Source organism: Curtobacterium sp. BH-2-1-1, assembly GCF_001806325.1.
GTDB lineage: Bacteria > Actinomycetota > Actinomycetes > Actinomycetales > Microbacteriaceae > Curtobacterium.
The window spans coordinates 76,988-103,106 of record NZ_CP017580.1 but is presented as its reverse complement, the minus strand read 5'-3'; the positions used below and the strand labels follow the sequence as shown (position 1 = coordinate 103,106).

Here is a 26,119-nt window from a genome sequence, read left to right as displayed (position 1 = left end):
CGATCGTGGTCGTGCATCACCGACGTCGCCGTCGGCACGGTCAGGTCGTCAGCCTATTGCACGGAGAGCATCTGCGACCCGCCGGGTCGGCGCGCCTGTGGACTACTTCTCCTGCTCGATCGTCGCGCCGGTGATCGTGGTCGCCACCTTCGGCTCGCCGGTGCCGTCGCTGCCGGCGGAGGAGATGCCCTTCGACGTGATCTTCGACTCGAGTTCGTCGAGGCCGCTGGTGACCTTCCCGACGACGGTGTAGCCGCCGGTGGAGCCGTCCAGCGTGGTGTCGCCGTAGACGATGAAGAACTGAGTCGTCTGCGAGTACGCCGACGAGCTGCGGGCGATCGCGATGGTGCCCTTGGTGTACTTGCCGTCGCTCGGGACGTTCTCGAGCGGGCCGTACTGGAACCCGGCGTCACCCGTGCCGTCGCCGTTCGCGGAGCCGCACTGCAGGAACTCGAACCCGGTGCTGTCGGCGAGTCGGTGGCAGGTGGTGCCGTTGTAGAACTGCTCCTGGATGAGCTTGATCTCGACGCTCGCGGCCTGGGGTGCCTTCTCGCCGTCCAGCTCGATGCCGAGCTTCACGTCCTTGTTGAGGGTGAGCGATCCGGTCCAGGTGGAGTCCTTCGCGATGGACTTGCTCGGGACGTCGCCCGTGTTCGCGGCGGTGGCACTCGCGGACGGGGTCGGCGTCGCGGTCGCGGAGGCACTCGCGCTCGCGTCCGCCCCGCCACCCTGCGACCCGGCGAAGGCGAGCTGCGAACCGGTCGCCAACGCCGCGACGAGGACGAGGACACCGGCGCCGACGACGTTGTCCCGCACCCGGCGGCGCCGCTGCCGTTCGTGCAGGCCCTGCCGTGCCGTGTAGAGGCGGAGGCGCTCGCGCGCCTCTCGGTTGTCACGCGCCTGGTTCTTCGGTGCCACGGTGCTGGTCGTACCTCTCGTCGAGTGTGCGACGAGCGTACTGTAAACGGCCCTGTCGGAGGCCTGGAGGCACGCCCCTGTCGGTGGGTCGGCCTACGATTGGTCACATGGCAGCGGACCGTTCGGGCATGCGTGCGCCCACCACCGGCGGTCGCGCCGGGCTGGCGCAGGGGTCCGTCCCGCTCGCGGTGCGGATGCGGCCGACCAGCCTCGACGAGGTCGCCGGCCAGCAGCACCTGCTCGGCCGCGGCAGCCCCCTCGTGCAGCTCGCGACGGGCACGCGCGAGAACCCCGGCGGCGTCTCGGTGATCCTGTGGGGACCGCCCGGCACCGGCAAGACGACCCTGGCGCAGGCGATCGCGCGGCAGTCCGGTCGCGAGTTCGTCGAGCTGTCGGCCGTGACCGCCGGCGTGAAGGACGTGCGCGAGGTCATGGAGAAGGCGCTCACGCACCGCGACCTCTACGGCTCGACCACGGTCCTCTTCCTCGACGAGATCCACCGCTTCAGCAAGGCCCAGCAGGACGCCCTGCTGCCCGGCGTCGAGAACGGTTGGGTCATCCTCATCGCGGCGACGACCGAGAACCCGTCGTTCTCGGTCATCTCGCCGCTGCTGTCCCGCTCCCTGCTGCTCACGCTCAAGCCCCTCACCGACGAGGACCTCGGCATGCTCGTCGACCGTGCGGTCGAGGACCCGCGGGGACTCGGCGGATCGGTCGTCCTCGGCGACGAGGCCCGCAGCGCCATCGTGCGGCTGTCCTCCGGCGACGCCCGTCGGGCACTCACCGCGCTCGAGGCCGCGGCGTCCTCGGCCGTCGCAGCGCAGGCGGACGACGACGCGGACGAGACCCTCGACGGCGTCGACACGGTCCCGGTCGTCGACGCCGACACCGTCGCCGCAGCGGTCGACCGGGCACTGCTCCGCTACGACCGCCAGGGCGACGAGCACTACGACGTCATCAGCGCGTTCATCAAGTCGGTCCGGGGGAGCGACGTCGACGCCGCACTCCACTACCTGGCGCGCATGATCGAGGCGGGGGAGGACCCGCGGTTCATCGCCCGTCGCATCATCATCTCGGCGTCCGAGGACATCGGCATGGCCGACCCCCAGGCCCTGCCCATCGCGGTCGCGGCCGCACAGGCCGTCCAGCTCATCGGCATGCCCGAGGGCCGGATCCCCCTGGCCGAGGCGGTCGTCTACCTGGCGACCGCGCCGAAGTCGAACGCCGCCTACAACGGGGTGAACGCCGCGATCGCCGACGTCAAGGCCGGGCGGCTCGGGGTCGTGCCGATGCACCTCCGCGACGCCCACTACCCCGGCGCGAAGCGGCTCGGCCACGGCAAGGGCTACGTCTACTCGCACGACGCCGAGCACGGTGTCGCCGAGCAGCAGTACCTGCCCGACGCGCTCGAGGGCACCGAGTACTACACCCCGACGGCGAACGGCTTCGAGCGCGAGGTCGGGCCGCGACTCGAGCGCCTCCGGAAGATCACCCGCGGCGAGTAGTGGCCGCCCCGAGTTCCTGCTAGCATTGCCGGGCCTACGTCCTGGTCCTCGAGCACGGCTGCGTCGAGGACAGAGTGCCACTCCGGTGGTACGGGGGCAGAGGTTCGGGCTGTAGCCGTCCGATCCCACAGGCTCATCCCTCTGGATCCCGTCGTCGGGACCGATCCCTTCCGTGTGTCTCGTTGCCCACGGTCGGACGGATCCCCTCGAGTCATTCAGTTCAGACAGAGAAAAGGACCCTGTGTCTACCAAGTCACGTACCCGCAGCAAGACCCGCCTCTCGCGCGCGCTCGGCATCCCGCTGACGCCGAAGGCGGCCCGTTACCTCGAGAAGCGCCCCTACGGCCCCGGTGAGCACGGCCGCACCCGCCGTCGTGCGGACAGCGACTACGCCGTCCGCCTCCGTGAGAAGCAGCGTCTGCGCGCCCAGTACGGCATCCGCGAGAAGCAGCTCCGCATCGTCTTCGAAGAGGCCCGCAAGACGAAGGGCCTGACCGGTGAGAACCTGGTCGAGCTCCTCGAGCAGCGCCTCGACGCCCTCGTGCTCCGTGCCGGCTTCGCCCGCACCACCGCGCAGGCCCGTCAGCTGATCGTGCACCGTCACATCCTGGTCGACGGCAAGCTCGTCGACCGTCCGTCCTTCCGCGTGAAGGAGGGGCAGCTCATCCACGTGAAGCAGCGCTCCGAGTCCCTCGAGCCCTTCCAGGTCGCCGCCGCCGGTGGGCACCAGGAAGTCCTGCCGAAGGTCCCGGGCTACCTCGAGGTCGAGATCGACAAGCTCCAGGCCCGCCTGGTCCGTCGTCCGAAGCGCGCCGAGGTCCCCGTGACCTGTGAAGTGCAGCTCGTCGTCGAGTACTACGCAGCTCGCTGATCCACTGATCACACCCGAACGGCGGGTCGTCCTCTCACGAGGGCGGCCCGCCGTTCGGCGTCGGTGGCCGGTGTCGTCGGTAAGATCGTCTGGGCACGCACCGCTCGCGTGCACAAGAGGGAGAGGCACCGTGAAGCAGCTGTTCTTCGTCGCCGTCGGCGTCGTCATCGGGTTCGCCGTCGCGCACAAGGTCGCGAACACCCCCGGTGGCGCGCGGTTCTTCGCCGACGTGAACGCTCGCGCGGAAGCCTTCCGCGGTGCCGTCGCCGAGGGCTACCGCTCTCGCGAGGCCGAGCTCCGCACCGACGTCTGACCGACGACCCCTCCCACGCACACGACCTGAAACCAGGAAGCACCATGCAGACCGCAGAGATCCGCCGCCGTTGGCTCCAGTTCTTCGGTGACCGCGGCCACACCGTCGTCCCGTCCGCCTCGCTCGTCTCGGACGACCCCTCGCTCCTGTTCACGGTCGCCGGCATGGTGCCGTTCATCCCGTACCTGACCGGGCTCGTCCCCGCTCCGTACCCCCGCGCCACGAGTGTCCAGAAGTGCATCCGCACGAACGACATCGAAGAGGTCGGCAAGACCCCGCGGCACGGCACGTTCTTCCAGATGAACGGCAACTTCTCGTTCGGCGACTACTTCAAGGAGCAGGCGATCGAGTACGCCTGGCAGTTCCTGACGACGCCCGAGCCGGACGGTGGGCTCGGCTTCTCGCCCGACGACCTCTGGGTCACCGTGTACGAGGACGACGACGAGGCGATCGCCTTCTGGAAGCAGCACTCCTCGCTCCCCGACGAGCGGATCCAGCGGCTCGGCAAGGACACGAACTACTGGTCGACCGGGCAGCCCGGGCCGGCGGGCCCCTGCTCCGAGATCTTCTTCGACCGCGGTCCGGAGTACGGCATCGACGGCGGTCCGGCGACCGACGACGACCGCTACGTCGAGATCTGGAACCTCGTGTTCATGCAGTACCAGATCGCCGACGTCCGTTCGAAGTACGACTTCGAGATCACGGGCGAGCTGCCGAACAAGAACATCGACACCGGCATGGGGCTCGAGCGCGTCGCCTTCATCAAGCAGGGCGTCGACAACATGTACGAGATCGACCAGGTGCGCCCGGTCCTCGACGAGGCGGCGGCGATCTCCGGTCGTCGGTACGGCGCCGTGCACGAGGACGACGTCCGCATGCGCGTCATCGCGGACCACGTCCGGTCGGCGCTCATGCTCATCGCCGACGGCGTCTCCCCGTCGAACGAGGGCCGCGGCTACATCCTCCGCCGCCTGCTCCGCCGCACCGTGCGCGCGATGCGCCTGCTCGGCGTCGAGGGTGCGACCTTCCCCCGGCTCTTCCCCGCGTCCCGCGACGCCATGCGCGACGCCTACCCCGAGGTCGGCAGCGACTACGACCGCATCGCGCGCATCGCCTACGCGGAAGAGGAGACCTTCCTCCGCACGCTCGCGCAGGGCACGACGATCCTCGACGTCGCGGTCGAGCGCGCGAAGCAGGACGGCGCGCCCTCGATCGGCGGGGACACGGCGTTCCTCCTGCACGACACCTTCGGCTTCCCGATCGACCTCACGATGGAGATGGCTGAGGAAGCCGGCGTCCAGGTCGACCGGTCCGCGTTCGAGACCCTGATGTCCGAGCAGCGGGCGCGGGCGAAGGCGGACGCCAAGAGCAAGAAGACCGCACTCGCCGACCTCAGCGTCTACAGCGCGTTCCGGGCGAAGGGCGAGACCGTCTTCCTCGGCTACGACGCGCTCGAGGCCGAGACGAACATCCTCGGCATCATCGTGGACGGCGTGAGCGTCGACCGTGCGGTCGCGGGCGACATCGCCGAGGTCATCCTCGGCGAGACCTCCCTCTACGCCGAGTCCGGTGGTCAGGACGCCGACCAGGGCTCGATCGTCGGCAACGGCTTCGACCTCGAGGTGCTCGACGTCCAGCGTCCCGTCGCCGGTCTGTGGAGCCACACGGTCCAGGTGCGCTCGGGCGAGGTCGGTGTCGGTGCGCCGGCGACGACCGTGGTCGACGCCGAGTACCGCCGCGGTGCGACCCAGGCGCACTCCGCGACGCACCTCGTGAACGCCGCACTGCGCGACATCCTCGGCCCGGAGGCACTCCAGGCCGGTTCGTACAACAAGTCGGGCTACATGCGGCTCGACTTCTCGTGGTCGCAGCCGGTCTCGCTCGAGACCCGTTCCGAGATCGAGGAGGTCGTGAACAACGCGATCCGCTCCGACCTCGAGGTCTCGACGCGCGTGCTCCCGCTCGACGAGGCCAAGTCGCTCGGCGCGCAGGCGCTGTTCGGCGAGAAGTACGGCTCCGAGGTCCGCATGGTCGACATCGGCGGCCCGTGGTCCCGTGAGCTCTGCGGTGGCACGCACGTGGCGTCCAGCGCCCAGGTCGGGCTCGTCAACCTCGTGGGGGAGTCGAGCGTCGGTTCGACCAACCGCCGCGTCGAGGCGCTCGTCGGGCTCGAGGGCTTCCGCGACCTCGCCGTCGAGCGCACCATCGTGTCCCAGCTGTCGAGCGCACTCAAGGCCCCCCGAGAGGACCTGCCGACCCGCGTGCAGTCCCTGATGGAGGACCTGCGGACGGCGCAGAAGCGCGTCGCCGAGTTCGAGTCCGCCAACCTCCAGCAGCGCGTCCCGGCGATCGCACGCCAGGCGACGACGGTGGGTGCGACGACCGTCGTGGCCGAGTCCGTCCAGGGACTCCAGTCCGGTGACGACCTCCGCGCGCTCGCGACCGGTGTCCGCAGCCAGCTCGGCGACGGTGCCGCCGTCGTGGTGCTCGGCGCGGTCATCAACGACAAGCCGGTGGTCATCGTCGCGACGAACGACGCCGCCCGCGCCGCCGGTGTACAGGCGGGACCGCTCGCGAAGGAGGCCGCCGGCGTCCTCGGTGGTGGTGGCGGCGGCAAGCCGGACCTCGCGCAGGGCGGTGGCACCGACGCGTCCGCGCTCCCGGCGGCCCTCCGCGCGGTCACCGACCGGCTCGCGGCCTGATCGTGGCGATCCGTTCCGGGCGCCGGCTCGGCGTCGACGTCGGCCGCGCCCGGATCGGGGTCGCCGTGTGCGACCGTGACGGGCTCCTCGCGACGCCCGTCGAGACCGTCGCCCGGCACGACGCCACGGACGTCCGGCGGATCCTCGAGATCGCGGAGGAGTACGACGTCCTCGAGATCGTCGTCGGGCTGCCGCTCTCGATGTCGGGCGGGGACACCCCGTCCACGGCGGACGCCCGGGAGTTCGCCGGGCGCCTGGCGGAACAACGTCCGGTGCGTCTGGTCGACGAACGACTCTCGACCGTGACGGCCCAGCGCGGCCTGCACCAGGCCGGCAAGAACACGAAGAAGTCCCGCGCCGTGATCGACCAAGCGGCCGCTGTTATCATTCTGCAACACGCGCTCGACCACGAGCGTGCGGCCAGTGCCCCACCCGGGGCCACGCTCCCCTGAAGCTGCGGACCACCGCAGTGCTCGCCTGAACGCGGCTGCCACACCGTCGCCCAGCACCCCGAGCCCAGGCGGAGTTCCCGACCGAGAGACCCGAGGACCGTTGGCAGACGACCTGGACTGGAACGCGATCATCGCGCCCGGCAACGACGCCGAGCGGCGGAAGACGACTTCCGACCGTGCGGAGACCCCCGACGCACGCGGTGACGCGGGCGAGACCACCGGTGCGCGGAACGGTGCCCCGGACGCGACCGGTCGACCCATGTCCCGCCGCGAAGCACGCGCCGCCGAAGCCGCGCGGGCACGCTCCGAAGCGGGCCCCGCGGACGCGAGCCCGGCCACCACCGACGCGGCCGGGTCGAGCACCGACCGTCCCGACCCCGGCCGAGCCGACGACGACCGTCGCGCCGCCGCGGCGGACGCCCCGGTGGCGTCGTCACCCGACGAGCTGCACCCGGACGTGCACGCGCTCCTCACCGGCGAACTCCACGTCGACGACGACGCGCGTGCCGCGGCACGCGGCGGTGACGCCGGCGCGGCCACGGCCGCCGGCGCGGGTGCCGGCGCAGGTGGTCCCGACAAGCCCGGCAACGGCCCCGGAGGCGCGGGAGACGGTGGACGCGGCGGTCGCGGTGGACGTGGGGGCGCCTCCAGGTCGCCACGCGGCCCGCGTGAGCCGCGTCCGAAGCGTCGTCGCGGCCCGCTCATCGCGGGCATCGTCATCGTCGCGGTGGTCCTCGCGGTCGGGGTGTCCGCGTACTCCTTCGCGGCCCCCAAGGTCCAGCAGCTCGTCGCCGCCATCAGCGGTTCGCAGGAGCCCGACGACTACTCCGGCGACGGCACCAGCAAGGTGACGATCACCATCAAGCAGGGCGACATCGGCGAGAACGTCGCCGCGACCCTGCAGCGCAGCGGTGTCGTGAAGGACTCGAAGGTCTTCTACAAGCTCCTGCTCGCCTCGCCGGACGTCCAGTTCCAGCCGGGGTCGTACGCGCTCAAGAAGAAGATGAGCTCGAAGGCGGCCCTCGCGGCGCTGCAGGACAAGGACAACCGCGTCCAGGCCTCCATCGTGATCCCCGAGGGCACGGCGCTCAAGGACATCGAGGCCGGCATGGTCTCGAAGGCGGGACTCTCCGCCGCCGAGGTCTCCGCCGCGGCGAAGGACCTCTCCGCGTACGACCTGCCGGCGAACACGACCACGCTCGAGGGCTGGCTGTTCCCGGCGACCTACCCGATCAACCCGGGGTGGAGCGCGACGGAGTACTTCAAGTCGATGGTCGACACGATGAAGGAGCACCTCTCGGCGGCAGGTGTGGCCGAGGCCGACCAGGAGCGCGTGATCGTCTTCGCCTCGCTCGTGCAGAAGGAGGCCGGCCTCGCCGCCGACTACCCGAAGGTCGCGCGGGTGTTCCAGAACCGGCTCGACATCGACATGCCGCTGCAGTCCGACGCGACGGTCGCCTACGGCACCGGCAACACCCACCGGGTGACGACGACCGACGCCGAGCGCAAGGACGCGTCGAACAAGTACAACACCTACGTGCACGACGGCCTGCCGCCGGCACCGATCTCGAACCCCGGCGACATCGCGATCAAGGCCGTCACGAACATGGCGCAGGGGAAGTGGCTGTACTTCGTGACGGTGAACCTCGAGACCGGCGAGACGGTGTTCTCCGACACGTACGCGCAGCACCTCGTCGCCGTCGACCAGTTCCAGGCGTGGCTCCGGGCGCACCCCGACTACCAGTAGTCGAGCGGCGTCGCACGGGGCCCGGGCTGTGGGAAGATGGACACCATGCTTCGTTGGTTGACTGCTGGTGAGTCCCACGGACCCGAACTGATCGCGATGCTCGAGGGCCTGCCCGCGGGTGTCCCGGTGTCGTTCGAGTCCATCCGTACCGATCTCGCGCGACGCAAGCTCGGCTACGGCCGCGGCTCCCGCATGAAGTTCGAGCAGGACGAACTGCACGTCTCCGGCGGCGTCCGGCACGGCTACTCCCTCGGCAGCCCGATCGCGATCCGCATCGGCAACACCGAGTGGCCGAAGTGGGTCGAGGTCATGAACCCCGAGCCCGTCGAGCAGACCGACCTCTCCCGTGGTCGGAGCGCCCCGCTCACCCGCCCGCGTCCCGGCCACGCCGACCTCGTCGGCATGCAGAAGTACGGCTTCGACGAGGCCCGCCCGATCCTCGAACGCGCGAGCGCTCGCGAGACCGCGGCCCGGGTCGCGCTCGGCGCCGTCGCGAAGTCCTTCCTGGCCGAGCTCGGCATCCGATCGGTCGCGCACACGCTGCAGGTCGGCACGGTCCGGGTCCCGGACGGCACCGCGCTGCCCCTGCCGGACGACGTCGACCGCCTCGACGACGACCAGCTGCGGTGCTTCGACGCCGAGACCTCCGCCCGCATGGTGACCGAGGTCGAAGCCGCGAAGAAGGACGGCGACACCCTCGGCGGCGTCGTCGAGGTGCTGTTCTACGGCGTCCCGCCCGGACTCGGATCGCACGTGCAGTGGGACCGCCGGCTCGACGCCCGTCTCGCCGCGGCGATCATGGGCATCCAGGCGATCAAGGGCGTCGAGGTCGGCGACGGCTTCGCGACCGCTGCCCGCCGCGGATCCGAGGCGCACGACGAGCTCTTCCGCGAAGACGGCGAGATCTACCGCACGTCCGACCGCGCCGGCGGCACCGAGGGTGGCATGTCCACGGGCACCGTGCTGCGCGTCCGCGCCGGCATGAAGCCGATCGCGACCGTCCCGCACGCGCTGCACACCATCGACGTCGCCACGGGTGAGGACGCCTCGGCGCACCACCAGCGCTCCGACGTCTGTGCCGTGCCGGCTGCCGGTGTCGTGGCCGAGGCCATGGTCGCGCTCGTCCTCGCCGACGCCGTGCTCGAGAAGTTCGGTGGCGACAACGTCGTCGAGACGAAGCGGAACCTCGACGCGTACCTCGCGTCGATCCCGGAGACGCTGCGCACCCGCAGCACCGAGGCCGCCGAGCACTCCACGGCCTGGTGACGCACGCACCCGAGCCGACGGCGGCGTCGCCGTCGGCCGGTCCCGCAGCCCCGGTCGTCATCATCGGGCCGATGGGCGCCGGCAAGTCCAGCGTCGGCAAGCGCGTGGCGAAGGCGCTGGGCGTCCCGTTCACCGACACCGACCGGGTGATCGTCCGCGAGCACGGTCCGATCCCCGGGATATTCGCGGACCGTGGCGAGGCCGCCTTCCGTGCACTCGAGGCGGCAGCCGTCCGGGCAGCGCTGTCGACCGGGGGCGTCATCGCCGTCGGTGGCGGGGCCGTCACCCACGTCGCCACGCGCGAGGCCATGGCCGGAGCGCGCATCGTCCTGCTGACCGTCTCGCCCGAGGCCGTCGCCGACCGGATCGCCGGCAGCGACCGCCCGCTCCTGGCGAACGGCGGCATCGACGCGTGGCAGACGATCATGGACGCGCGAGCGGCGACGTACGCCGAGCTCGCGCACGCGGTGTTCGACACCTCGCGCCGGCCGATGTCGCGCGTCGTCGACGACGTCGTCGCGTGGCTGCGCGACGGAACCCCTCCGGTCCGCACCGGTGCACCCACGAGCGAAGGAACAGTGTGACCGACCCGACCCAGTCCGTCCTCCCCGAGGGCACCACCGAGATCCGCGTCGGCGGCGCGGACGGCTACGTCGTGGCCGTCGGCAACGGCCTGCTCGGCTCGGTGCCGGCGCTCCTCGGCCCCCGTGTCGCCAAGGTCCTGATCGTGCACGCCCCGACGCTCGGCGCCCGGGCGAACGCGCTGCGCGACCTGCTCGTCGACGCCGGCCTCGAGGCCCTCATCGCCGAGGTCCCGGACGCCGAGGGCGCCAAGCGCGTCGAGGTCGCCGCGTTCTGCTGGCAGATCATGGGGCAGTCCGACTTCACCCGCACCGACGCCGTCATCGGCCTCGGCGGCGGTGCCGTGACCGACCTCGCCGGGTTCGTCGCGGCGACCTGGCTGCGCGGGGTGCCGTACGTCGCGATCCCCACGAGCGTCCTCGGCATGGTGGACGCGAGCGTCGGCGGCAAGACCGGCATCAACACCAACGAGGGCAAGAACCTCGTCGGCGCCTTCTCCCCGCCCCGCGCGGTCGTCGCCGACATCGACCTCGTCGCCACGCTGCCCCGCAACGAGATCCTCACGGGCTTCGCCGAGATCGTGAAGGCCGGCTTCATCGCCGTCCCGGAGATCCTCGACATCATCGAGGCCGACGTCGACCGCGTCACCGACCCGACGACGCCGGAGTTCCGCCGCGTCGTCGAGCTCGCGATCGAACTCAAGGCGCAGGTCGTCTCGGACGACTTCACCGAGCAGGGCCGCCGCGAGATCCTGAACTACGGGCACACCCTCGGGCACGCCATCGAGCACGCCGAGCGGTACCAGTGGCGACACGGAGCGGCCGTCGCGGTCGGCATGGTCTTCGCCGCCGAGCTCGCGCGCCTCACCGGACACCTCGACGACGCCACGGTGGACCGGCACCGCGCGATCCTCGAGTCGCTCGAGCTGCCCACGACCTACGGCGTCGGCCGCTGGGAGGGTCTCCTCGCCACGATGCGTCGTGACAAGAAGGCCCGCGCCGGCATGCTCCGGTTCATCATCCTCGACGGTGTCGGCAAGCCGGTCACGCTCGAGGGACCCGAGGACCACCTGCTCTTCACCGCCTACCAGGAGGTCGGGGTCTAGCTCAGCGGAGGACGCGGCGGGTCCGTCGCCACCACCACTTCACCCGCATCGAGACGGTGAGGACATCCGTCCGCTTCCATTCGTGGAACTCGGCGATGGTCGCTCCGTTCTCCCATGCCCAGTATGCGTCGTCGTCGCGGTCGGGATCGAGCGCATCCGGGAGGCGTCTGAAGATCGGCATCACTCCGGCTCCTTCGTGTCGACGGTCGGCCTGCTCCGAGGGACTTGGCGGCGCAACGCGCGGTCTGCGAGCCGCCGGTCCGCCTTGGACCACCACGATACGTCGGCGAGTCCCCGGAGCACAGTTGTCGAAATGTCGTATGTCTGATCACTCTGGTGCTGCGAAACGGACCAGGTGAATCGATCCCAGCCTGACGCAGTGCAGGCGGCCGCAGGGCGGGCGTCGGCCGACCTGGGGACGCCGAGCCGCGCCTCCAGGCTGTGGAGGAACCGACCACGCAGGGCGGGGGAGCAGACTGGAACCGTGCCCACCCCGCCACGCCTGAGCGACCTGTCCACACCGGACGCGACCGACCCCGGGTCCGTCCGGTCCCGTGCCCGCCGGTTCACCGAGCTGCTGTCGATCGCACGCCGGCACGGCCTCGTCCCGTTCCGGCGCCTGGACTTCTCGCACGACCCGGCGAACTCGGACCTCCGCCGCAGCCAGGCCGAGCACCTGCGCCGTGCACTCGAGGAGGCCGGCGGCGGGTTCGTGAAGATGGGCCAGCTCCTCTCCACCCGCGACGACCTGCTCCCCGAGGAGTGGACCGAGGGGCTCGCGCACCTGCAGCGGAACGTGTCCCCGGCACCCGCGGACGAGGTCGCAGCGCTGCTCGAACGCGAACTCGGCGCGCCCGTGGACGAGGTCTTCGCGGCCTTCGACCCGGTCCCGGTGGCCGCGGCGTCGATCGCACAGGTCCACCGAGCCCGCCTCGCCGACGGCACGAGCGTCGCCGTCAAGGTGCAGCGGCCCGGCATCGACCAGGCCGTGCGGCGCGACGTCGACATCGCCCTCCGCGTCGTGCGGTTCATGGCGCGCTGGTCCGTCGAGGCCCGTCAGGTCGGCGTGCAGGACGTGGCCCAGCAGTACGCCGACGACCTCGTGCGGCAGGTCGACTTCAGCTCGGAGCTCCGGAACCTCGAGGCACTGCGGGCTGCGCAGCGCCGGAGCGCACGCCCCGACGAGGTGCGCTTCCCGGACCCGTACCCGGAGCTCTCCGGTCGGCGCGTGCTCGTGATGGAGTTCCTCGAGGGGGACACCCTCAGCGCGATCCGGGCCGAGCGCAGCGACCGCGACCTCGACCAGCCGATGCGGTCGATCCTCCGGGCGTTCCTCCGGCAGGTCGTCTTCGACGGGGTGTACCACGGTGACCTCCACCCCGGGAACGTCCTGCTGCTGCCGGACGGCCGGCCGGCGCTCATCGACTTCGGCTCGGTGGGCAGGCTCGACCCCGGCCTCCGGGACATCGTGCAGGAGCTGCTCGCCGCGTACATCCAGGACGACACCTCGCGGATCGCCGACGCGGTGCTCCGGATGGCACCGGTCCGGGACGCCCAGGACGAACCCGACCTCCGCCGGGACATCGCGCGCTTCGTCGCGGACGAGCTCGGTCCGGGTGCCCGGATCGGCGTCGAGACGGTGGACGACGCCGTCGCGGTGTTCGGGCGGTACCGGCTGAAGGCGCCGCCGGACTTCGTCGCCGCCGCGCGCGCCCTGGCGATCTTCGAGGGGACGCTGCGCACGCTCGCCCCCTCGTTCGACCTGCTCGAGGAGTCACGAGGACTCGCCTCGGAGCAGATCCGCGACCAGCTGCGACCGGGCAAGCTCCGGGACGTGGCGGTGCGCGAGCTGTTCGGCGCGGTGACGGCCGCACGCCGGCTGCCGCGCCGGGTGGACCGCATCGGCGAGGCGATCGAGACCGGCAAGCTGTCGGTCAACATCCGGCTGTTCGCGGACCGGCGGGACCGACGGACGCTGAACGGGGTGGTCCGGCGGGTGCTGCTCGTGCTGCTCGGCGCCGGGGCCGGCATCCTGTCGATCGTGTACCTCGCGCTGCCGGCCCGGCCGACGGCGGTCATCTCGACCGGGGTGGCCGGAGCGTTGCTCGGGGGAGCGGCGGTGGCGCTGCTCGCCTGGGCAGCGGTCGACGCGATCCGCGCGCGACGACGAGAGTGACCGCACAAGCAGTGCGCGGGGACGCCACGACCCGTCCGCTACACTCGTCCGGGACCCAGCGCGGTCCGCAGACCTTCACAACACGATCGAACGGGACATCGAAGACTCATGGCCAGTACCACTGACATCAAGAACGGCGCCGTTCTCATCATCGACGGGCAGCTCTGGTCGGTCGTCGAGTTCCAGCACGTCAAGCCAGGCAAGGGCGGCGCGTTCGTCCGCACCAAGCTGAAGAACGTCGTGTCGGGCAAGGTCGTCGACCGCACCTTCAACGCGGGCGCGAAGATCGACACCGCGACGGTCGACCGCCGTGACTACCAGTTCCTCTACGAGGACGGCGACTCCTACGTGTTCATGGACACCGACACCTACGACCAGATCCCGGTCTCGGCGACGGTCGTCGGCGACGCGAAGAACTACCTGCTCGAGTCCGCGATGGTCACCATCGCGATGAACGAGGGCAACCCGCTCTACGTCGAGCTCCCGACGTCGATCGTGACCGAGGTCGAGACCGAGCCCGGCCTGCAGGGCGACCGCTCGTCCGGTGGCACGAAGGACGCGACGATCATCGCGACCGGCCACCGCATCCAGGTCCCGCTCTACCTCGAGAGCGGCACCACGGTGAAGATCGACACGCGCGACGGCAGCTTCCTCGGCCGCGTCAACTCCTAGGCGACGCCCGTATGAGTGCTCGTTCGAAGGCCCGCAAGCGCGCCCTCGACATGCTGTACGTGGCCGAGGTGCGTGAGCTCCCGATCGCGGACGTCCTCGCGACCGAGACCGTCCGGCACCTCGACCAGCCGGAGCGTGCCTCCAGCTGGGACTACGCCCGCCAGATCGTCACGGGTGTCGACGAGGCCCGCCACGAGATCGACGCCGTGATCGTCGAGCACGCCCAGGGCTGGTCGATCGCCCGCATGCCGGTGCTCGACCGCTGCATCCTGCGCATGGGCGTCTGGGAGCTCCGGTTCAACCCCGAGGTCCCCGACGCGGTCGCGATCGCCGAGGCGGTCGAGCTGGCCCAGTCGCTCTCGACGGAGGAGTCCGCCGGGTTCGTCAACGGTGTGCTCGGGGCCGTCGCCGGCGGCCGCGCGCCGGGCGAGAAGTCGAGCGGTGCACCGTCCGGTCGGACGGTCGCAGAGGACCAGGAGTCCCGGTAGGGTTGACCACGTCAGCATCCTTTAATGCCGTCCGGTGAGGCGGGGAAGGAGGTCGGCGTGGGCACCAAGACGGTCCTGCAGCACTCCGACATCACGCGTGCTCTGACACGCATCGCGCACGAGATCCTCGAGGCCAACCACGGTGCCTCGGACCTCGTGCTCCTGGGCATCCCGACACGGGGTGCCGTCCTGGCCGAGCGGCTCGACCGCATCCTGGCGGACATCGAGCCCGAGTGGGCGGACATCGAGCCCGAGCGGACGAGCGAACCGGCAGCGACCGGCGCGGACGCCGGAAGGTCGCACCGCGTCGGCACGCTCGACGTCACGATGCACCGCGACGACCTCGGCCACGGCATCGGCCGCGCGCCGCACCGGACGACCATCCCGGCGAGCGGCATCGACGGCAAGGTCGTGGTCCTCGTCGACGACGTCCTGTACTCCGGTCGCACGGTCCGGGCGGCACTCGACGCGCTCCAGGGCATCGGTCGCCCGCGGGCGGTCCGGCTCGCCGTGCTCGTCGACCGGGGCCACCGCGAGCTCCCGATCCGCGCGGACCACGTCGGCAAGAACCTGCCGACGGCCTCCGACGAGCGGGTGACGCTCCGGCTGACCGAGACCGACGGCACCGACGAGGTCGTCATCGAGCAGGGCGACGGGGGTGCAGCGTGAAGCACCTCCTCTCCACCGCCGACCTCTCCCGCGCCGAGGCGATCCACATCCTCGACGTCGCCGAGGAGATGGCCGAGGTCAACACGCGCGAGGTCCGCAAGCTCCCCGCGCTGCGCGGCAAGACCGTCGTGAACCTCTTCTTCGAGGACTCCACGCGCACCCGGATCTCGTTCGAGGCGGCCGCCAAGCGCCTCTCCGCCGACGTCCTCAACTTCGCGGCGAAGGGCTCGAGCGTCTCCAAGGGCGAGTCCCTCAAGGACACCGTGCAGACCCTCGGCGCGATGGGCATCGACGGCATCGTGATGCGCCACGGCGCGTCCGGTGCGCCGCGGGTCCTCGCCGACGCCGACTGGATCGACGTCCCGGTCGTCAACGCCGGCGACGGCACGCACGAGCACCCCACGCAGGCCCTGCTCGACGCGTTCACGATGCGCCGGCGCCTGCACGGTGCCGGCAGTCGAGGCCAGGGCCTCGACGGTGTCCGGGTCCTCATCGTCGGCGACGTGCTGCACAGCCGGGTCGCCCGGAGCAACGCCTGGCTCCTGCAGACCCTCGGCGCGAGCGTCACGTTCGCCGCGCCGCCGACCCTGCTCCCGGTCGCGAGCACGCCGTTCGGCGCCGCGGTGCACCACGACCTCGACGTCGCCCTCGCCGAAGACCCGGACGTCGTGATGACCCTGCGCATCCAGCAGGAACGGATGAACGACGCGTTCTTCCCGAACCCGCGCGAGTACACCCGGCACTGGGGCCTCACGGCGAGCCGGTTCGCCCGGCTCGACGAGCGCACGCTGATCATGCACCCGGGCCCGATGAACCGCGGGCTCGAGATCGCCGGCGTCGCCGCCGACGACCCCCGCTCGACGGTCGTCGAGCAGGTCGAGAACGGCGTGTCGGTCCGGATGGCCGTGCTCTACCTGGCCCTGACCGGGTCCGAAGCGACCGCAGCAACGAAGGAGACCGTCGCATGACCGCCCACCTCATCCGCGGCGCGCAGCTGGTCGACGGCACGCGTGCCGACATCCGCCTGGAGGCGCGGCGCATCACCGCGGTCGGCTCCGGTCTCGACGCGGCCGGCGCCACGGTCGTCGACGCGGACGGTCTGATCGCCCTGCCCGGCCTCGTGGACCTCCACACCCACTTGCGCGAGCCCGGCTTCGAGGAGTCGGAGACGGTCCTCACCGGCTCGCGTGCCGCGGCCGCGGGCGGCTTCACCGCCGTCAACGCGATGGCGAACTCGTCGCCGGTGGCGGACACCGCCGGGGTGGTCGAGCAGGTGCAGGCACTCGGCGACGACGCCGGGTACGTCACGGTGCGCCCGATCGGCGCGGTCTCCCAGGGACTCCAGGGCACCCACCTGTCCGAGATCGGGGCGATGGCGACGAGCCGGGCGAAGGTCCGGGTCTTCTCGGACGACGGCTCGTGCGTGTCCGACCCGCTCCTCATGCGCCGGGCGCTCGAGTACATCAAGGGCTTCGGCGGGGTGCTCGCGCAGCACGCGCAGGAGCCGAGGCTGACCATCGGCGCCCAGATGAACGAGGGCCGGCTGTCGTCGGAGCTCGGGCTCGCCGGTTGGCCCGCGGTCGCGGAAGAGGCGATCATCGCCCGCGACGTCCTGCTCGCCGACCACGTCGGGGCCCGGCTGCACGTGTGCCACGTCTCGACCGCCGGCAGCGTCGAGGTGATCCGCTGGGCGAAGTCCCGCGGCATCGACGTCACCGCCGAGGTCACGCCGCACCACCTGGTGCTGACCGAGGACCTCATCGCCGGGCACGACGGCGCTCCCGGTTACGACGCCCGGTACAAGGTCAACCCGCCGCTGCGCTCCCGCGAGGACGTCGACGCGCTCCGGGCCGCCCTGGCCGACGGCACGATCGACATCGTCGCGACCGACCACGCGCCGCACACGGCCGAGGCGAAGTGCTGCGAGTGGCCCGCGGCGGCGAACGGCATGGTCGGCCTCGAGTCCGCGCTGAGCGTCGTGCAGGCCGCCGTGGTCGACGACGGCCGGCTCGACTGGGCCGACGTCGCGCGCGTCCTGTCCGAGGCGCCCGCGCGCATCGGCCAGGTCGAGGGGCACGGGCAGCGGATCGCCGAGGGCGCACCGGCCGAGATCACCCTGTACGACCCGGCGGCCGTCCGCGAGTTCTCCGTCGCCGACCTCGCCGGGCAGTCGCAGAACTCGCCGTACCTCGGCATGCGGCTCCCGGGCCGGGTCGTCGCGACCTTCCACCACGGGTACCCGACGCTCCTGGCGGGGGAGCTCGTCGACGCCGAGACGGTCGCCGGGCACGCGCGCGCCGCGCGGACGGAGGCGACGGCATGAGCGGTGACGCGCTGCGCTGGCTCGAAGGGGGCATCATCCTCGCCCTCGTCGTCGCGCTGTTCGTCGCCATGGCACGCACCTGGCGGACGCGGGCGAGGAAGCAGGCGGAATCCGTGCCTCCCGTCCCGGTGCCGACCGACGTCGGACCGGCGGCCGGGTCCTGGGACGGCTTCACCGTCGCGACGACCCGCGCCGACCAACCGCTCGAGCGGATCACCGCTGGCGGACTCGGCTTCCGGGGCCGCGGCGGCGTGACCGTCCACGACACCGGCGTGGTGCTCCACCACGCCGGCACCCCGGACCGCTGGATCGAAGCCTCCGCCGTCCGCGGCGCCGACCGCGCCACGTGGGCCATCGACCGCGTGGTCGAGCCCGGGGGACTGGTCCGTCTGCGATGGACGGCGACCGGCGCCGCAGGTGCGACGGACCTCGACACCTACTTCCGGTTCCCGGAGGGCGACGGCGCAGCACTTGCCGCCCTGCAGGGACTGTCGACGAAGCACGAACACCCGCACACCGCGGGCGAAGGGACGAACTGATGACACGCGAACGGGCCGTACTGGTCCTCGAGGACGGCACCCGGTACGACGGCTGGGCCTACGGCGCCCGCGGGCGCACGCTCGGCGAGGTGGTCTTCGCGACCGGCATGACCGGGTACCAGGAGACGCTCACCGACCCCTCCTACGCCGGACAGATCGTGGTGCAGACCGCGCCGCACATCGGCAACACGGGTGTGAACGACGAGGACCCCGAGTCCCGTCGCATCTGGGTCGCCGGCTACGTCGTGCGCGACCCCAGCCGCGTCGTGTCGAACCACCGCGCGAACGCCTCGCTCGACGACCACCTCGTGCGCGACGGCATCGTCGGCATCTCCGGGATCGACACCCGGGCGCTCACCCGCCGGATCCGCGACGCAGGCGCCATGAAGGGCGGCGTGTTCAGCGGCGCCGACGCCGCGCTGTCCGAGTCGGAGCAGCTCGACGCGGTCCGCGCGCAGGCCACGATGGCGGGCGCGAGCTTCTCGTCGATCGTGTCGACGCCCGAGACCTACGTGGTCCCCGCGGTCGGCGAGCAGATCGGCAAGCTCGCCGTGCTCGACCTGGGTGTGAAGGCCTCGACCACGCGGTACCTCGCCGAGCGCGGGTTCGAGGTGCACGTCGTGCCGCAGGACATCACCGCCGACGAGCTCGAGGCCCTCGCGCCGGACGCGCTCTTCTACTCGAACGGCCCCGGCGACCCCGCCGCGTCGGACGCCCAGGTCGAGCTGCTCCAGGGCAGCCTGAAGACCGGGCGCCCGTTCTTCGGCATCTGCTTCGGCAACCAGCTGCTCGGACGGGCCCTCGGGTTCGGCACGTACAAGCTCCCGTTCGGGCACCGCGGCATCAACCAGCCGGTGCTCGACACCGTGACCGGCAAGGTCGAGATCACGAGCCAGAACCACGGCTTCGCGGTCGACGCACCCCTCGGCGAGGTCGTCGAGTCACCGGCCGGCTTCGGTCGCGTCGAGGTCTCGCACTACTCCCTGAACGACCAGGTGGTCGAGGGCCTCCGCGCGCTCGACGTGCCCGCGTTCAGCGTGCAGTACCACCCCGAGGCGGCGGCCGGCCCGCACGACTCCATGTACCTCTTCGACCGGTTCGCGGACCTGGTGCGCGAGCGTCGCGACGGGGAGCCGCTCGACGCGGCGACCGCCGACGCCACGACCCCCGCAGCAGACATCACCAAGGAAGCCAACTGATGCCGAAGCGCGCAGACATCAACTCCGTCCTCGTCATCGGCTCCGGCCCGATCGTCATCGGGCAGGCCGCCGAGTTCGACTACTCCGGCACCCAGGCGTGCCGCGTCCTCCGTGCCGAGGGCGTCCGTGTGATCCTCGTCAACCCGAACCCGGCGACGATCATGACCGACCCGGACTTCGCCGACGCGACGTACATCGAGCCGATCACGAGCGCCTCGCTCGAGGAGATCATCAAGATCGAGCAGCCGGACGCCGTGCTGCCGACCCTCGGCGGCCAGACCGCCCTGAACGCCGCGATCAAGCTCGACGCCGAGGGCATCCTCGACAAGTACGGCGTGGAGCTCATCGGCGCGAAGGTCGATGCCATCCAGCGCGGTGAGGACCGCCAGCTCTTCAAGGAGCTCGTCCTCGAGTCCGGCGCCGACGTCGCGCGCAGCCACATCGCGCACACCTTGGAAGAGGCGAAGGAGTACGCGCAGGACCTCGGCTACCCGCTCGTCGTCCGTCCGTCCTTCACCATGGGCGGCCTCGGCTCCGGCTTCGCCTACAACGAGGAAGAGCTCGTCCGCTTCGTCGGCGACGGGCTGCAGTCCAGCCCGACGACCGAGGTCCTGCTCGAGGAGTCGATCCTCGGCTGGAAGGAGTACGAGCTCGAGCTGATGCGCGACAACTACGACAACACCGTCGTGATCTGCTCGATCGAGAACGTCGACCCCGTGGGCGTCCACACCGGCGACTCGATCACCGTCGCCCCCGCGCTGACGCTGACCGACCGCGAGTATCAGAACATGCGCGACATCGGCATCGACATCATCCGTCGCGTCGGCGTCGACACCGGCGGCTGCAACATCCAGTTCGCCGTCGACCCGTCGAACGGCCGCGTGATCGTCATCGAGATGAACCCGCGCGTCTCCCGCTCCTCGGCGCTCGCGTCGAAGGCGACCGGCTTCCCGATCGCGAAGATCGCCGCGAAGCTGGCGATCGGGTACCGCCTCGACGAGATCGAGAACGACATCACCCGCGTCACCCCGGCCAGCTTCGAGCCGACGCTCGACTACGTGGTCGTGAAGACACCGCGGTTCGCGTTCGAGAAGTTCCCCGCGGCGGACGCCACGCTCACCACGACGATGAAGAGCGTCGGCGAGGCGATGGCGATCGGCCGCAATTACGCGACGGCGCTGCAGAAGTCGCTCCGCTCGCTCGAGAAGCGCGGCTCGTCGTTCCATTGGGACACCCCGGCGGCCGAGCTCGACAAGGACGCGCTGCTGCAGAAGTCGGCGATCCCGACCGACGGTCGCATCGTCACCGTGCAGCAGGCGCTCGTCGCGGGCGCCACCGCCGACGAGGTCTTCGAGGCGACGAAGATCGACCCGTGGTTCATCGACCAGATCGTGTTGATCAACGAAGTCGCTCTGGAGGTCAAGAACGCCGAGACCCTCGACGCCGACACCCTCCGCTGGGCGAAGGAGCACGGCTTCAGCGACGCGCAGATCGCGTCGCTGCGCGGGATCACCGAGCAGCAGGCCCGTGACGCCCGTCACGCCGAGGGCATCCGCCCGGTGTTCAAGACCGTCGACACCTGCGCCGGGGAGTTCCCGGCCCTCACGCCGTACCACTACTCGTCGTACGACGCCGAGACCGAGGTCGCCCCGAGCGACCGCAAGAAGGTCGTCATCCTCGGCTCCGGTCCGAACCGCATCGGGCAGGGCGTCGAGTTCGACTACTCCTGCGTGCACGCGTCCTTCGCGCTGAGCGCCGCCGGGTTCGAGACGATCATGATCAACTGCAACCCGGAGACGGTCTCGACCGACTACGACACCTCGGACCGCCTGTACTTCGAGCCGCTGACCACCGAGGACGTCCTCGAGGTCATCGAGGCCGAGGCGGCCTCCGGCGAGCTCGTCGGCGTGGTCGTGCAGCTCGGCGGCCAGACGGCCCTCGGGCTCGCGAAGCCGCTCGAGGCGGCGGGCATCCCGATCCTCGGCACCAGCCCGAGCGCGATCGACTCCGCCGAGGAACGCGGCCAGTTCTCCGCCATCCTCGACGCCGCCGGCCTGCTCGCACCCCGGAACGGCACCGCCCACGACCTCGCCAGCGCGACCGCGGTGGCCGAGGAGATCGGCTACCCCGTCCTCGTCCGCCCGTCCTTCGTGCTCGGCGGCCGCGGCATGGAGATCCTGTACGACTCCCCGTCGCTCGCGGACTACTTCGACCGGATGGCCGACCAGGCGATCATCGGCCCGGAGCTCCCGCTGCTGGTCGACCGCTTCCTCGACGACGCGGTGGAGATCGACGTCGACGCGCTCTTCGACGGCGAGCGGCTCTACATCGGCGGGATCATGGAGCACCTCGAAGAGGCCGGCATCCACTCCGGCGACTCGGCCTGCACCCTGCCGCCGGTCGGCCTCGGCCGTGCCGAGATCCAGGGCGTCGTCGACGCGACCGAGAAGATCGCGCGCGGCATCGGCGTCCAGGGCCTGCTCAACGTGCAGTTCGCCATCGGCGCGGGCGTGCTCTACGTCCTCGAGGCGAATCCGCGCGCCAGCCGCACGGTCCCGTTCGTCTCGAAGGCGCTCGGCATCCCGCTGGCCAAGGCCGCGTCGCGGATCATGACCGGCACGACGATCGACACGCTCGTCGCCGAGGGGCTCCTGCCCGCCCGTGACGGCGCGTTCGTGCCGATCCAGTCCCCGATCGCCGTGAAGGAGGCCGTGCTGCCCTTCCGCCGGTTCCGCACCCACGACGGCCAGGTCGTCGACTCGGTGCTCAGCCCGGAGATGCGCTCCACCGGCGAGGTCATGGGCATCGACCGCGACTTCCCGCGGGCGTTCCTCAAGTCGCAGGAAGCCGCGTACGGCGGTCTGCCGACGAGCGGCACCGTGTTCGTGAGCGTCGCCGACACCGACAAGCGCGCCATCGTGCTCCCGGTGCACCGGCTGCAGCAGCTCGGCTTCACGATCACGGCGACCGAGGGCACGGCGGAGATCCTGCGCCGCAACGGCATCGAGGTCACGCTCGTCGGCAAGTACAGCGAGGGCGGCGAGAGCGTCGTCGACCTGCTGGCCCGGAACGAGGTCGACATCGTCATCAACACGCCGTCGGGTGCCGCCGGTCGTGCGGACGGGTACGAGATCCGTGCGGCGACGGTCGCGGCCGACAAGCCGCTGTTCACGACCATCGCGCAGCTCGGGGCCGCGGTCGCGGCGATCGAGACGATCGGGTCGCCGCACAGCGTGCGGAGCCTGCAGGACTACGCGCTCGAGCGCGCCACCTGGTGAGCGACCCGGGCACGGGAGGCGCGGCCTCCTTCGGCGTCCGGCTCGCGTCCGCCATCGGGTCGCGTTCCGCCCTCTGCGTCGGCATCGACCCCCACGCCGCCACCCTGGCGGCGTGGGGGCTCGGCCGCGACGAGCAGGGCCTGACCGCGTTCGGCGCGACCCTGGTCGACGCGGCCGCCGGCCGCGCCGCGGTCGTGAAGCCGCAGATCGCGTTCTTCGAGGCCGCGGGGGTGGCGGGCTACCGTGCGCTCGACGCGACGATCCGTCGGGCACGCGATGCGGGCCTCCTGGTCGTCGCCGACGTCAAGCGCGGCGACATCGGGTCGACGGGGGACGACTACGCGCTCGCGTGGCTGGACCGTGACGGTCCGTTCGCCGCCGACGCGATGACGGTGTCGCCGTACCTCGGCTACGGCTCCCTCGCCGGGACGGTCGACGTGGCGCGCCGGAACGGTGCCGGGGTCTTCGTGCTCGCCGCCACGAGCAACCCCGAGGCGCGCGTGCTGCAGACCGCGGTGCTCGCCGAGGGACCTCGTTCGGGGCGGAGCGTCGCTGCCGGTATCGTCTTGGACGTGGCAGACGACAACCGGAGAGGCGGCGACCAGCCCCTCGGCGACGTCGGGCTGGTGCTCGGCGCGACCCTCGACCTCGACGACTTCGGCATCGACGCGGACACCATCGGCACCGCGCCGATCCTCGCCCCGGGCTTCGGTGCCCAGGGCGCCCGCATCGAGGACCTCCGCGCGCTGTACGGCGCCCGCGCCGAGCAGGTGCTCGTCAGCGAGTCGCGCGGCCTGCTCACCGACGGTCCCGACGGCGTCGCCGCACTCGTGACCGACCGTGCGGACCGGATCCGCGCCGCGCTGGGGGCCGCCGCATGACGACGGACCGCGACGGCCTGCCCGCACACCGGAACCCACCCGAGGTCGACCGGGTCGCCGCGGCTGCCGCTGCGGTGGCCGCCCGCCGTGCCCGGGCCGCGGTGAAGGCCGCCGTCGCGTCGGGGGAGCGCTCCGCACTCGAGGTCGCCCGCACCGCCTGGTCGGACGCCGACGCACCGGCCGAGAAGTCCCTGCGGGTGCGCGACCTGCTCACGAGCCTGCCCGGCATCGGGCCGGCACGGGCGGAGTCGATCATGGGCGAGCTGCGGATCGCGCCGTCGAAGCGCCTCGGCGGCCTCGGCACCCGGCAGCGGTCGGAGCTCGCCGACTGGCTCGCAGCCCGCGGTCGCAAGCGCGGGTCGTCGAAGCTCGTCGTCCTCGCCGGCCCCACCGCGGTCGGCAAGGGCACGGTCAGCGCGTACATCCGCGAGCAGTACCCGGACGTCAACCTCAGCGTCTCGGCGACCACCCGCAAGCCGCGTCCGGGCGAGGTCGACGGCGTGCACTACTACTTCGTGGACGACGCCGAGTTCGACCGGATGATCCGCGACCGCGAACTCCTCGAGTGGGCCACCGTCCACAACTCGTACCGGTACGGCACGCCCCGGCCGCCGATCGACCGCGCGCTCGACGCCGGCGACAAGGTGATGCTCGAGATCGACCTGCAGGGCGCACGCCAGGTCCGGGACGCCATGCCCGACGCGGTGCTCGTCTTCCTGCTGCCCCCGTCGTGGGAGGAACTCGTGCGCCGGCTGATCGGCCGGGGCACCGAATCGGCCGAGGAACAGGCACGCCGGCTCGACACCGCCAAGGTCGAACTCGCCGCCCAGGACGAGTTCGACGTGCGCATCGTGAACTCCGATGTCGGCACCGCGGCGCGTGAGGTCGTAGACTTGTTCACTGCGCCCTGACCGGGCGTCCCCCCGTTCCGTCGACTGGAGACACCATGGCCAACCCCCAGGGCATCATCGACCCGCCCATCGACGACCTGCTCGCCAAGGTGGAGTCGAAGTACGCGCTCGTCATCTTCGCCTCGAAGCGCGCGCGACAGATCAACGACTACTACGCCGACCTGCACGAGGGTTCGCTGTTCGACAACGTCGGCCCGCTGGTCGACTCGACGATCGACGACAAGCCGCTGTCCGTCGCACTGCACGAGATCAACGAGGACAAGCTCACCGTCACCAAGCAGCAGCAGCCCACCGACTGACCGCGGTGACCAGCAGCAGCCTGCGCCTCTTCACGTCCGAGTCGGTGACGGAGGGGCACCCCGACAAGATCTGCGACCAGATCTCGGACACGATCCTCGACGCGCTGTTGACCGTCGACCCGCACGCACGCGTCGCGGTGGAGACGATGGTCACCACCGGACTCGTGCACGTCGCCGGCGAGGTCACGACCTCGGGCTACGTCGAGATCCCGAAGCTCGTCCGTGACGTCATCACGGGCATCGGCTACAACTCGTCCGAGGTCTCCTTCGACGGCCACACCTGCGGCGTCGAGGTCTCGATCGGTGCGCAGTCTCCCGACATCGCCCAGGGTGTCGACGAGTCCCTCGACGCGCGCTCCGGCGCCGGCGTGGACCCGCTCGACCGCCAGGGCGCCGGCGACCAGGGGATCATGTTCGGCTTCGCGACGAACGAGACCCCCGAGTACATGCCGGTCGCGATCTGGCTGGCGCACCGCCTGGCCGAGCGGCTGGCCGCGGTCCGCAAGTCCGGCGAGCTGTCGTTCCTGCGTCCCGACGGCAAGACCCAGGTCACGGTCGGGTATGACGGCGTGGTGCCGAAGACCGTCGAGACCGTCGTGCTCTCCACGCAGCACTCGCCGTCCGTCACGCTCGACGAGCTCACCGCCGCGGTGACCGAGCACGTGATCCGTCCGGTGCTCGCCCAGGTCGACCTCGACTCGTCGCACGTCGACGTCATCGTGAACCCGACCGGCCGGTTCGAGATCGGCGGCCCCCAGGGCGACGCCGGCCTCACCGGACGCAAGGTCATCGTCGACACCTACGGCGGTGCCTCCCGCCACGGTGGCGGCGCCTTCAGCGGCAAGGACCCCTCGAAGGTCGACCGCTCGGCCGCCTACGCGCTGCGCTGGGTCGCGAAGAACGCGGTCGCCGCGGGCCTCGCCGACCGGCTCGAGGTGCAGGTCGCCTACGCGATCGGCCGCGCGAAGCCCGTCGGGCTCTACGTCGAGTCGTTCGGCACCGGACACGTCGACGACGCCACGATCGAGGCCGCGATCCTGCAGGTCTTCGACCTCCGGCCGGCCGCGATCATCCGCGACCTCGACCTGCTCCGTCCGATCTACGCGAAGACCGCGACGTACGGGCACTTCGGCCGCGAGCTCCCCGGGTTCACCTGGGAGCAGCTCGACCGCGTCGAGGAACTCCGCGCCGCCGCAGGACTCGTCGCCGCTGCCGTCTGAGGC

24 protein-coding genes are annotated in these 26,119 nt (G+C 71.3%); 22 read left to right on the top strand and 2 right to left on the bottom strand.

Annotated elements, in window-relative coordinates; all coding sequences use genetic code 11:
- Positions 1–102: 102 nt before the first annotated feature.
- Positions 103–918 (bottom strand): peptidylprolyl isomerase, encoded by an 816-nt coding sequence (locus tag BJK06_RS00445; RefSeq protein WP_070416261.1) that lies wholly within the window; start codon positions 916–918, stop codon positions 103–105.
- A 128-nt stretch (positions 919–1,046) separates the two neighbouring features.
- On the opposite strand from BJK06_RS00445, the gene BJK06_RS00440 reads away from it, so the two are divergent.
- The 9 genes from BJK06_RS00440 to aroB all read left to right on the top strand — a co-directional run bounded on the left by BJK06_RS00440 (position 1,047) and on the right by aroB (position 11,461).
- Positions 1,047–2,423: a replication-associated recombination protein A gene (locus tag BJK06_RS00440; protein WP_083295373.1), complete on the top strand. Its 1,377-nt coding sequence runs from the start codon at positions 1,047–1,049 to the stop codon at positions 2,421–2,423.
- 241 nt (positions 2,424–2,664) lie between these two features.
- Positions 2,665–3,294 carry a 30S ribosomal protein S4 gene (rpsD, locus tag BJK06_RS00435; RefSeq protein ID WP_058726527.1) on the top strand — a complete coding sequence of 210 codons (630 nt, stop codon included), beginning with the start codon at positions 2,665–2,667 and terminating at the stop codon, positions 3,292–3,294.
- Between the two features lie 130 nt (positions 3,295–3,424).
- Positions 3,425–3,607, top strand: a complete 183-nt coding sequence (locus BJK06_RS00430) for a hypothetical protein (protein ID WP_070416260.1) — start codon at positions 3,425–3,427, stop codon at positions 3,605–3,607.
- Between the two features lie 44 nt (positions 3,608–3,651).
- On the top strand, positions 3,652–6,309 hold the full coding sequence (alaS, locus tag BJK06_RS00425) for an alanine--tRNA ligase (protein WP_070416259.1): 2,658 nt from the start codon (positions 3,652–3,654) through the stop codon (positions 6,307–6,309).
- Positions 6,309–6,761, top strand: coding sequence for a Holliday junction resolvase RuvX (gene ruvX / locus BJK06_RS00420; RefSeq protein WP_156794711.1), 453 nt, complete (start codon positions 6,309–6,311; stop codon positions 6,759–6,761). Before alaS ends, ruvX begins: the two co-directional genes overlap by 1 nt.
- Positions 6,762–6,861: 100 nt before the next feature.
- Positions 6,862–8,508: an endolytic transglycosylase MltG gene (mltG, locus tag BJK06_RS00415; protein ID WP_258027670.1), complete on the top strand. Its 1,647-nt coding sequence runs from the start codon at positions 6,862–6,864 to the stop codon at positions 8,506–8,508.
- 45 nt (positions 8,509–8,553) lie between these two features.
- On the top strand, positions 8,554–9,774 hold the full coding sequence (gene aroC / locus BJK06_RS00410; RefSeq protein ID WP_070419062.1) for a chorismate synthase: 1,221 nt from the start codon (positions 8,554–8,556) through the stop codon (positions 9,772–9,774).
- 71 nt (positions 9,775–9,845) lie between these two features.
- Positions 9,846–10,358, top strand: coding sequence for a shikimate kinase (locus BJK06_RS00405; RefSeq protein WP_070419061.1), 513 nt, complete (start codon positions 9,846–9,848; stop codon positions 10,356–10,358).
- Complete coding sequence (gene aroB, locus BJK06_RS00400) at positions 10,355–11,461, top strand: 3-dehydroquinate synthase (RefSeq protein WP_070416258.1); 1,107 nt, start codon at positions 10,355–10,357, stop codon at positions 11,459–11,461. The genes BJK06_RS00405 and aroB overlap by 4 nt, the downstream gene beginning before the upstream one ends.
- Position 11,462: 1 nt before the next feature.
- Here the strand turns inward: aroB and BJK06_RS00395 are convergent, their stop codons facing one another.
- Positions 11,463–11,642 carry a hypothetical protein gene (locus tag BJK06_RS00395; protein ID WP_071296268.1) on the bottom strand — a complete coding sequence of 60 codons (180 nt, stop codon included), beginning with the start codon at positions 11,640–11,642 and terminating at the stop codon, positions 11,463–11,465.
- Between the two features lie 303 nt (positions 11,643–11,945).
- Between BJK06_RS00395 and BJK06_RS00390 the strand changes: the two genes are divergently transcribed.
- The 13 genes from BJK06_RS00390 (at position 11,946) to metK (ending at position 26,116) form a co-directional block, all read left to right on the top strand.
- The gene (locus tag BJK06_RS00390) at positions 11,946–13,637 is read left to right on the top strand and encodes an AarF/ABC1/UbiB kinase family protein (RefSeq protein ID WP_070416256.1); all 1,692 of its coding nucleotides are present in this window, start codon (positions 11,946–11,948) and stop codon (positions 13,635–13,637) included.
- A 108-nt stretch (positions 13,638–13,745) separates the two neighbouring features.
- Positions 13,746–14,309, top strand: a complete 564-nt coding sequence (efp, locus tag BJK06_RS00385; RefSeq protein WP_022906721.1) for an elongation factor P — start codon at positions 13,746–13,748, stop codon at positions 14,307–14,309.
- A gap of 11 nt (positions 14,310–14,320) precedes the next feature.
- Entirely contained in the window at positions 14,321–14,797 is a 477-nt protein-coding gene (nusB, locus tag BJK06_RS00380; RefSeq protein WP_070416255.1) for a transcription antitermination factor NusB, read from the top strand.
- Positions 14,798–14,821: 24 nt separating this feature from the next.
- Entirely contained in the window at positions 14,822–15,466 is a 645-nt protein-coding gene (pyrR, locus tag BJK06_RS00375) for a bifunctional pyr operon transcriptional regulator/uracil phosphoribosyltransferase PyrR (protein ID WP_070416254.1), read from the top strand.
- Positions 15,463–16,434: an aspartate carbamoyltransferase catalytic subunit gene (locus tag BJK06_RS00370; RefSeq protein WP_070416253.1), complete on the top strand. Its 972-nt coding sequence runs from the start codon at positions 15,463–15,465 to the stop codon at positions 16,432–16,434. Before pyrR ends, BJK06_RS00370 begins: the two co-directional genes overlap by 4 nt.
- Entirely contained in the window at positions 16,431–17,789 is a 1,359-nt protein-coding gene (locus tag BJK06_RS00365; RefSeq protein WP_070416252.1) for a dihydroorotase, read from the top strand. Before BJK06_RS00370 ends, BJK06_RS00365 begins: the two co-directional genes overlap by 4 nt.
- A complete protein-coding gene (locus BJK06_RS00360; RefSeq protein WP_070416251.1) occupies positions 17,786–18,328 on the top strand; it encodes a hypothetical protein in 543 nt (180 codons plus the stop codon). Before BJK06_RS00365 ends, BJK06_RS00360 begins: the two co-directional genes overlap by 4 nt.
- The gene (carA, locus tag BJK06_RS00355; protein WP_070416250.1) at positions 18,328–19,527 is read left to right on the top strand and encodes a glutamine-hydrolyzing carbamoyl-phosphate synthase small subunit; all 1,200 of its coding nucleotides are present in this window, start codon (positions 18,328–18,330) and stop codon (positions 19,525–19,527) included. Before BJK06_RS00360 ends, carA begins: the two co-directional genes overlap by 1 nt.
- A complete protein-coding gene (gene carB, locus BJK06_RS00350) occupies positions 19,527–22,805 on the top strand; it encodes a carbamoyl-phosphate synthase large subunit (protein ID WP_070416249.1) in 3,279 nt (1,092 codons plus the stop codon). Before carA ends, carB begins: the two co-directional genes overlap by 1 nt.
- Positions 22,802–23,686, top strand: coding sequence for an orotidine-5'-phosphate decarboxylase (gene pyrF / locus BJK06_RS00345; protein WP_083294947.1), 885 nt, complete (start codon positions 22,802–22,804; stop codon positions 23,684–23,686). The genes carB and pyrF overlap by 4 nt, the downstream gene beginning before the upstream one ends.
- Positions 23,683–24,597, top strand: coding sequence for a guanylate kinase (gene gmk, locus BJK06_RS00340; RefSeq protein WP_070416248.1), 915 nt, complete (start codon positions 23,683–23,685; stop codon positions 24,595–24,597). Before pyrF ends, gmk begins: the two co-directional genes overlap by 4 nt.
- Before the next feature lie 35 nt (positions 24,598–24,632).
- Positions 24,633–24,896: a DNA-directed RNA polymerase subunit omega gene (gene rpoZ / locus BJK06_RS00335; protein WP_022906709.1), complete on the top strand. Its 264-nt coding sequence runs from the start codon at positions 24,633–24,635 to the stop codon at positions 24,894–24,896.
- Between the two features lie 5 nt (positions 24,897–24,901).
- Complete coding sequence (gene metK / locus BJK06_RS00330; RefSeq protein ID WP_070416247.1) at positions 24,902–26,116, top strand: methionine adenosyltransferase; 1,215 nt, start codon at positions 24,902–24,904, stop codon at positions 26,114–26,116.
- Positions 26,117–26,119 lie beyond the last annotated feature (3 nt).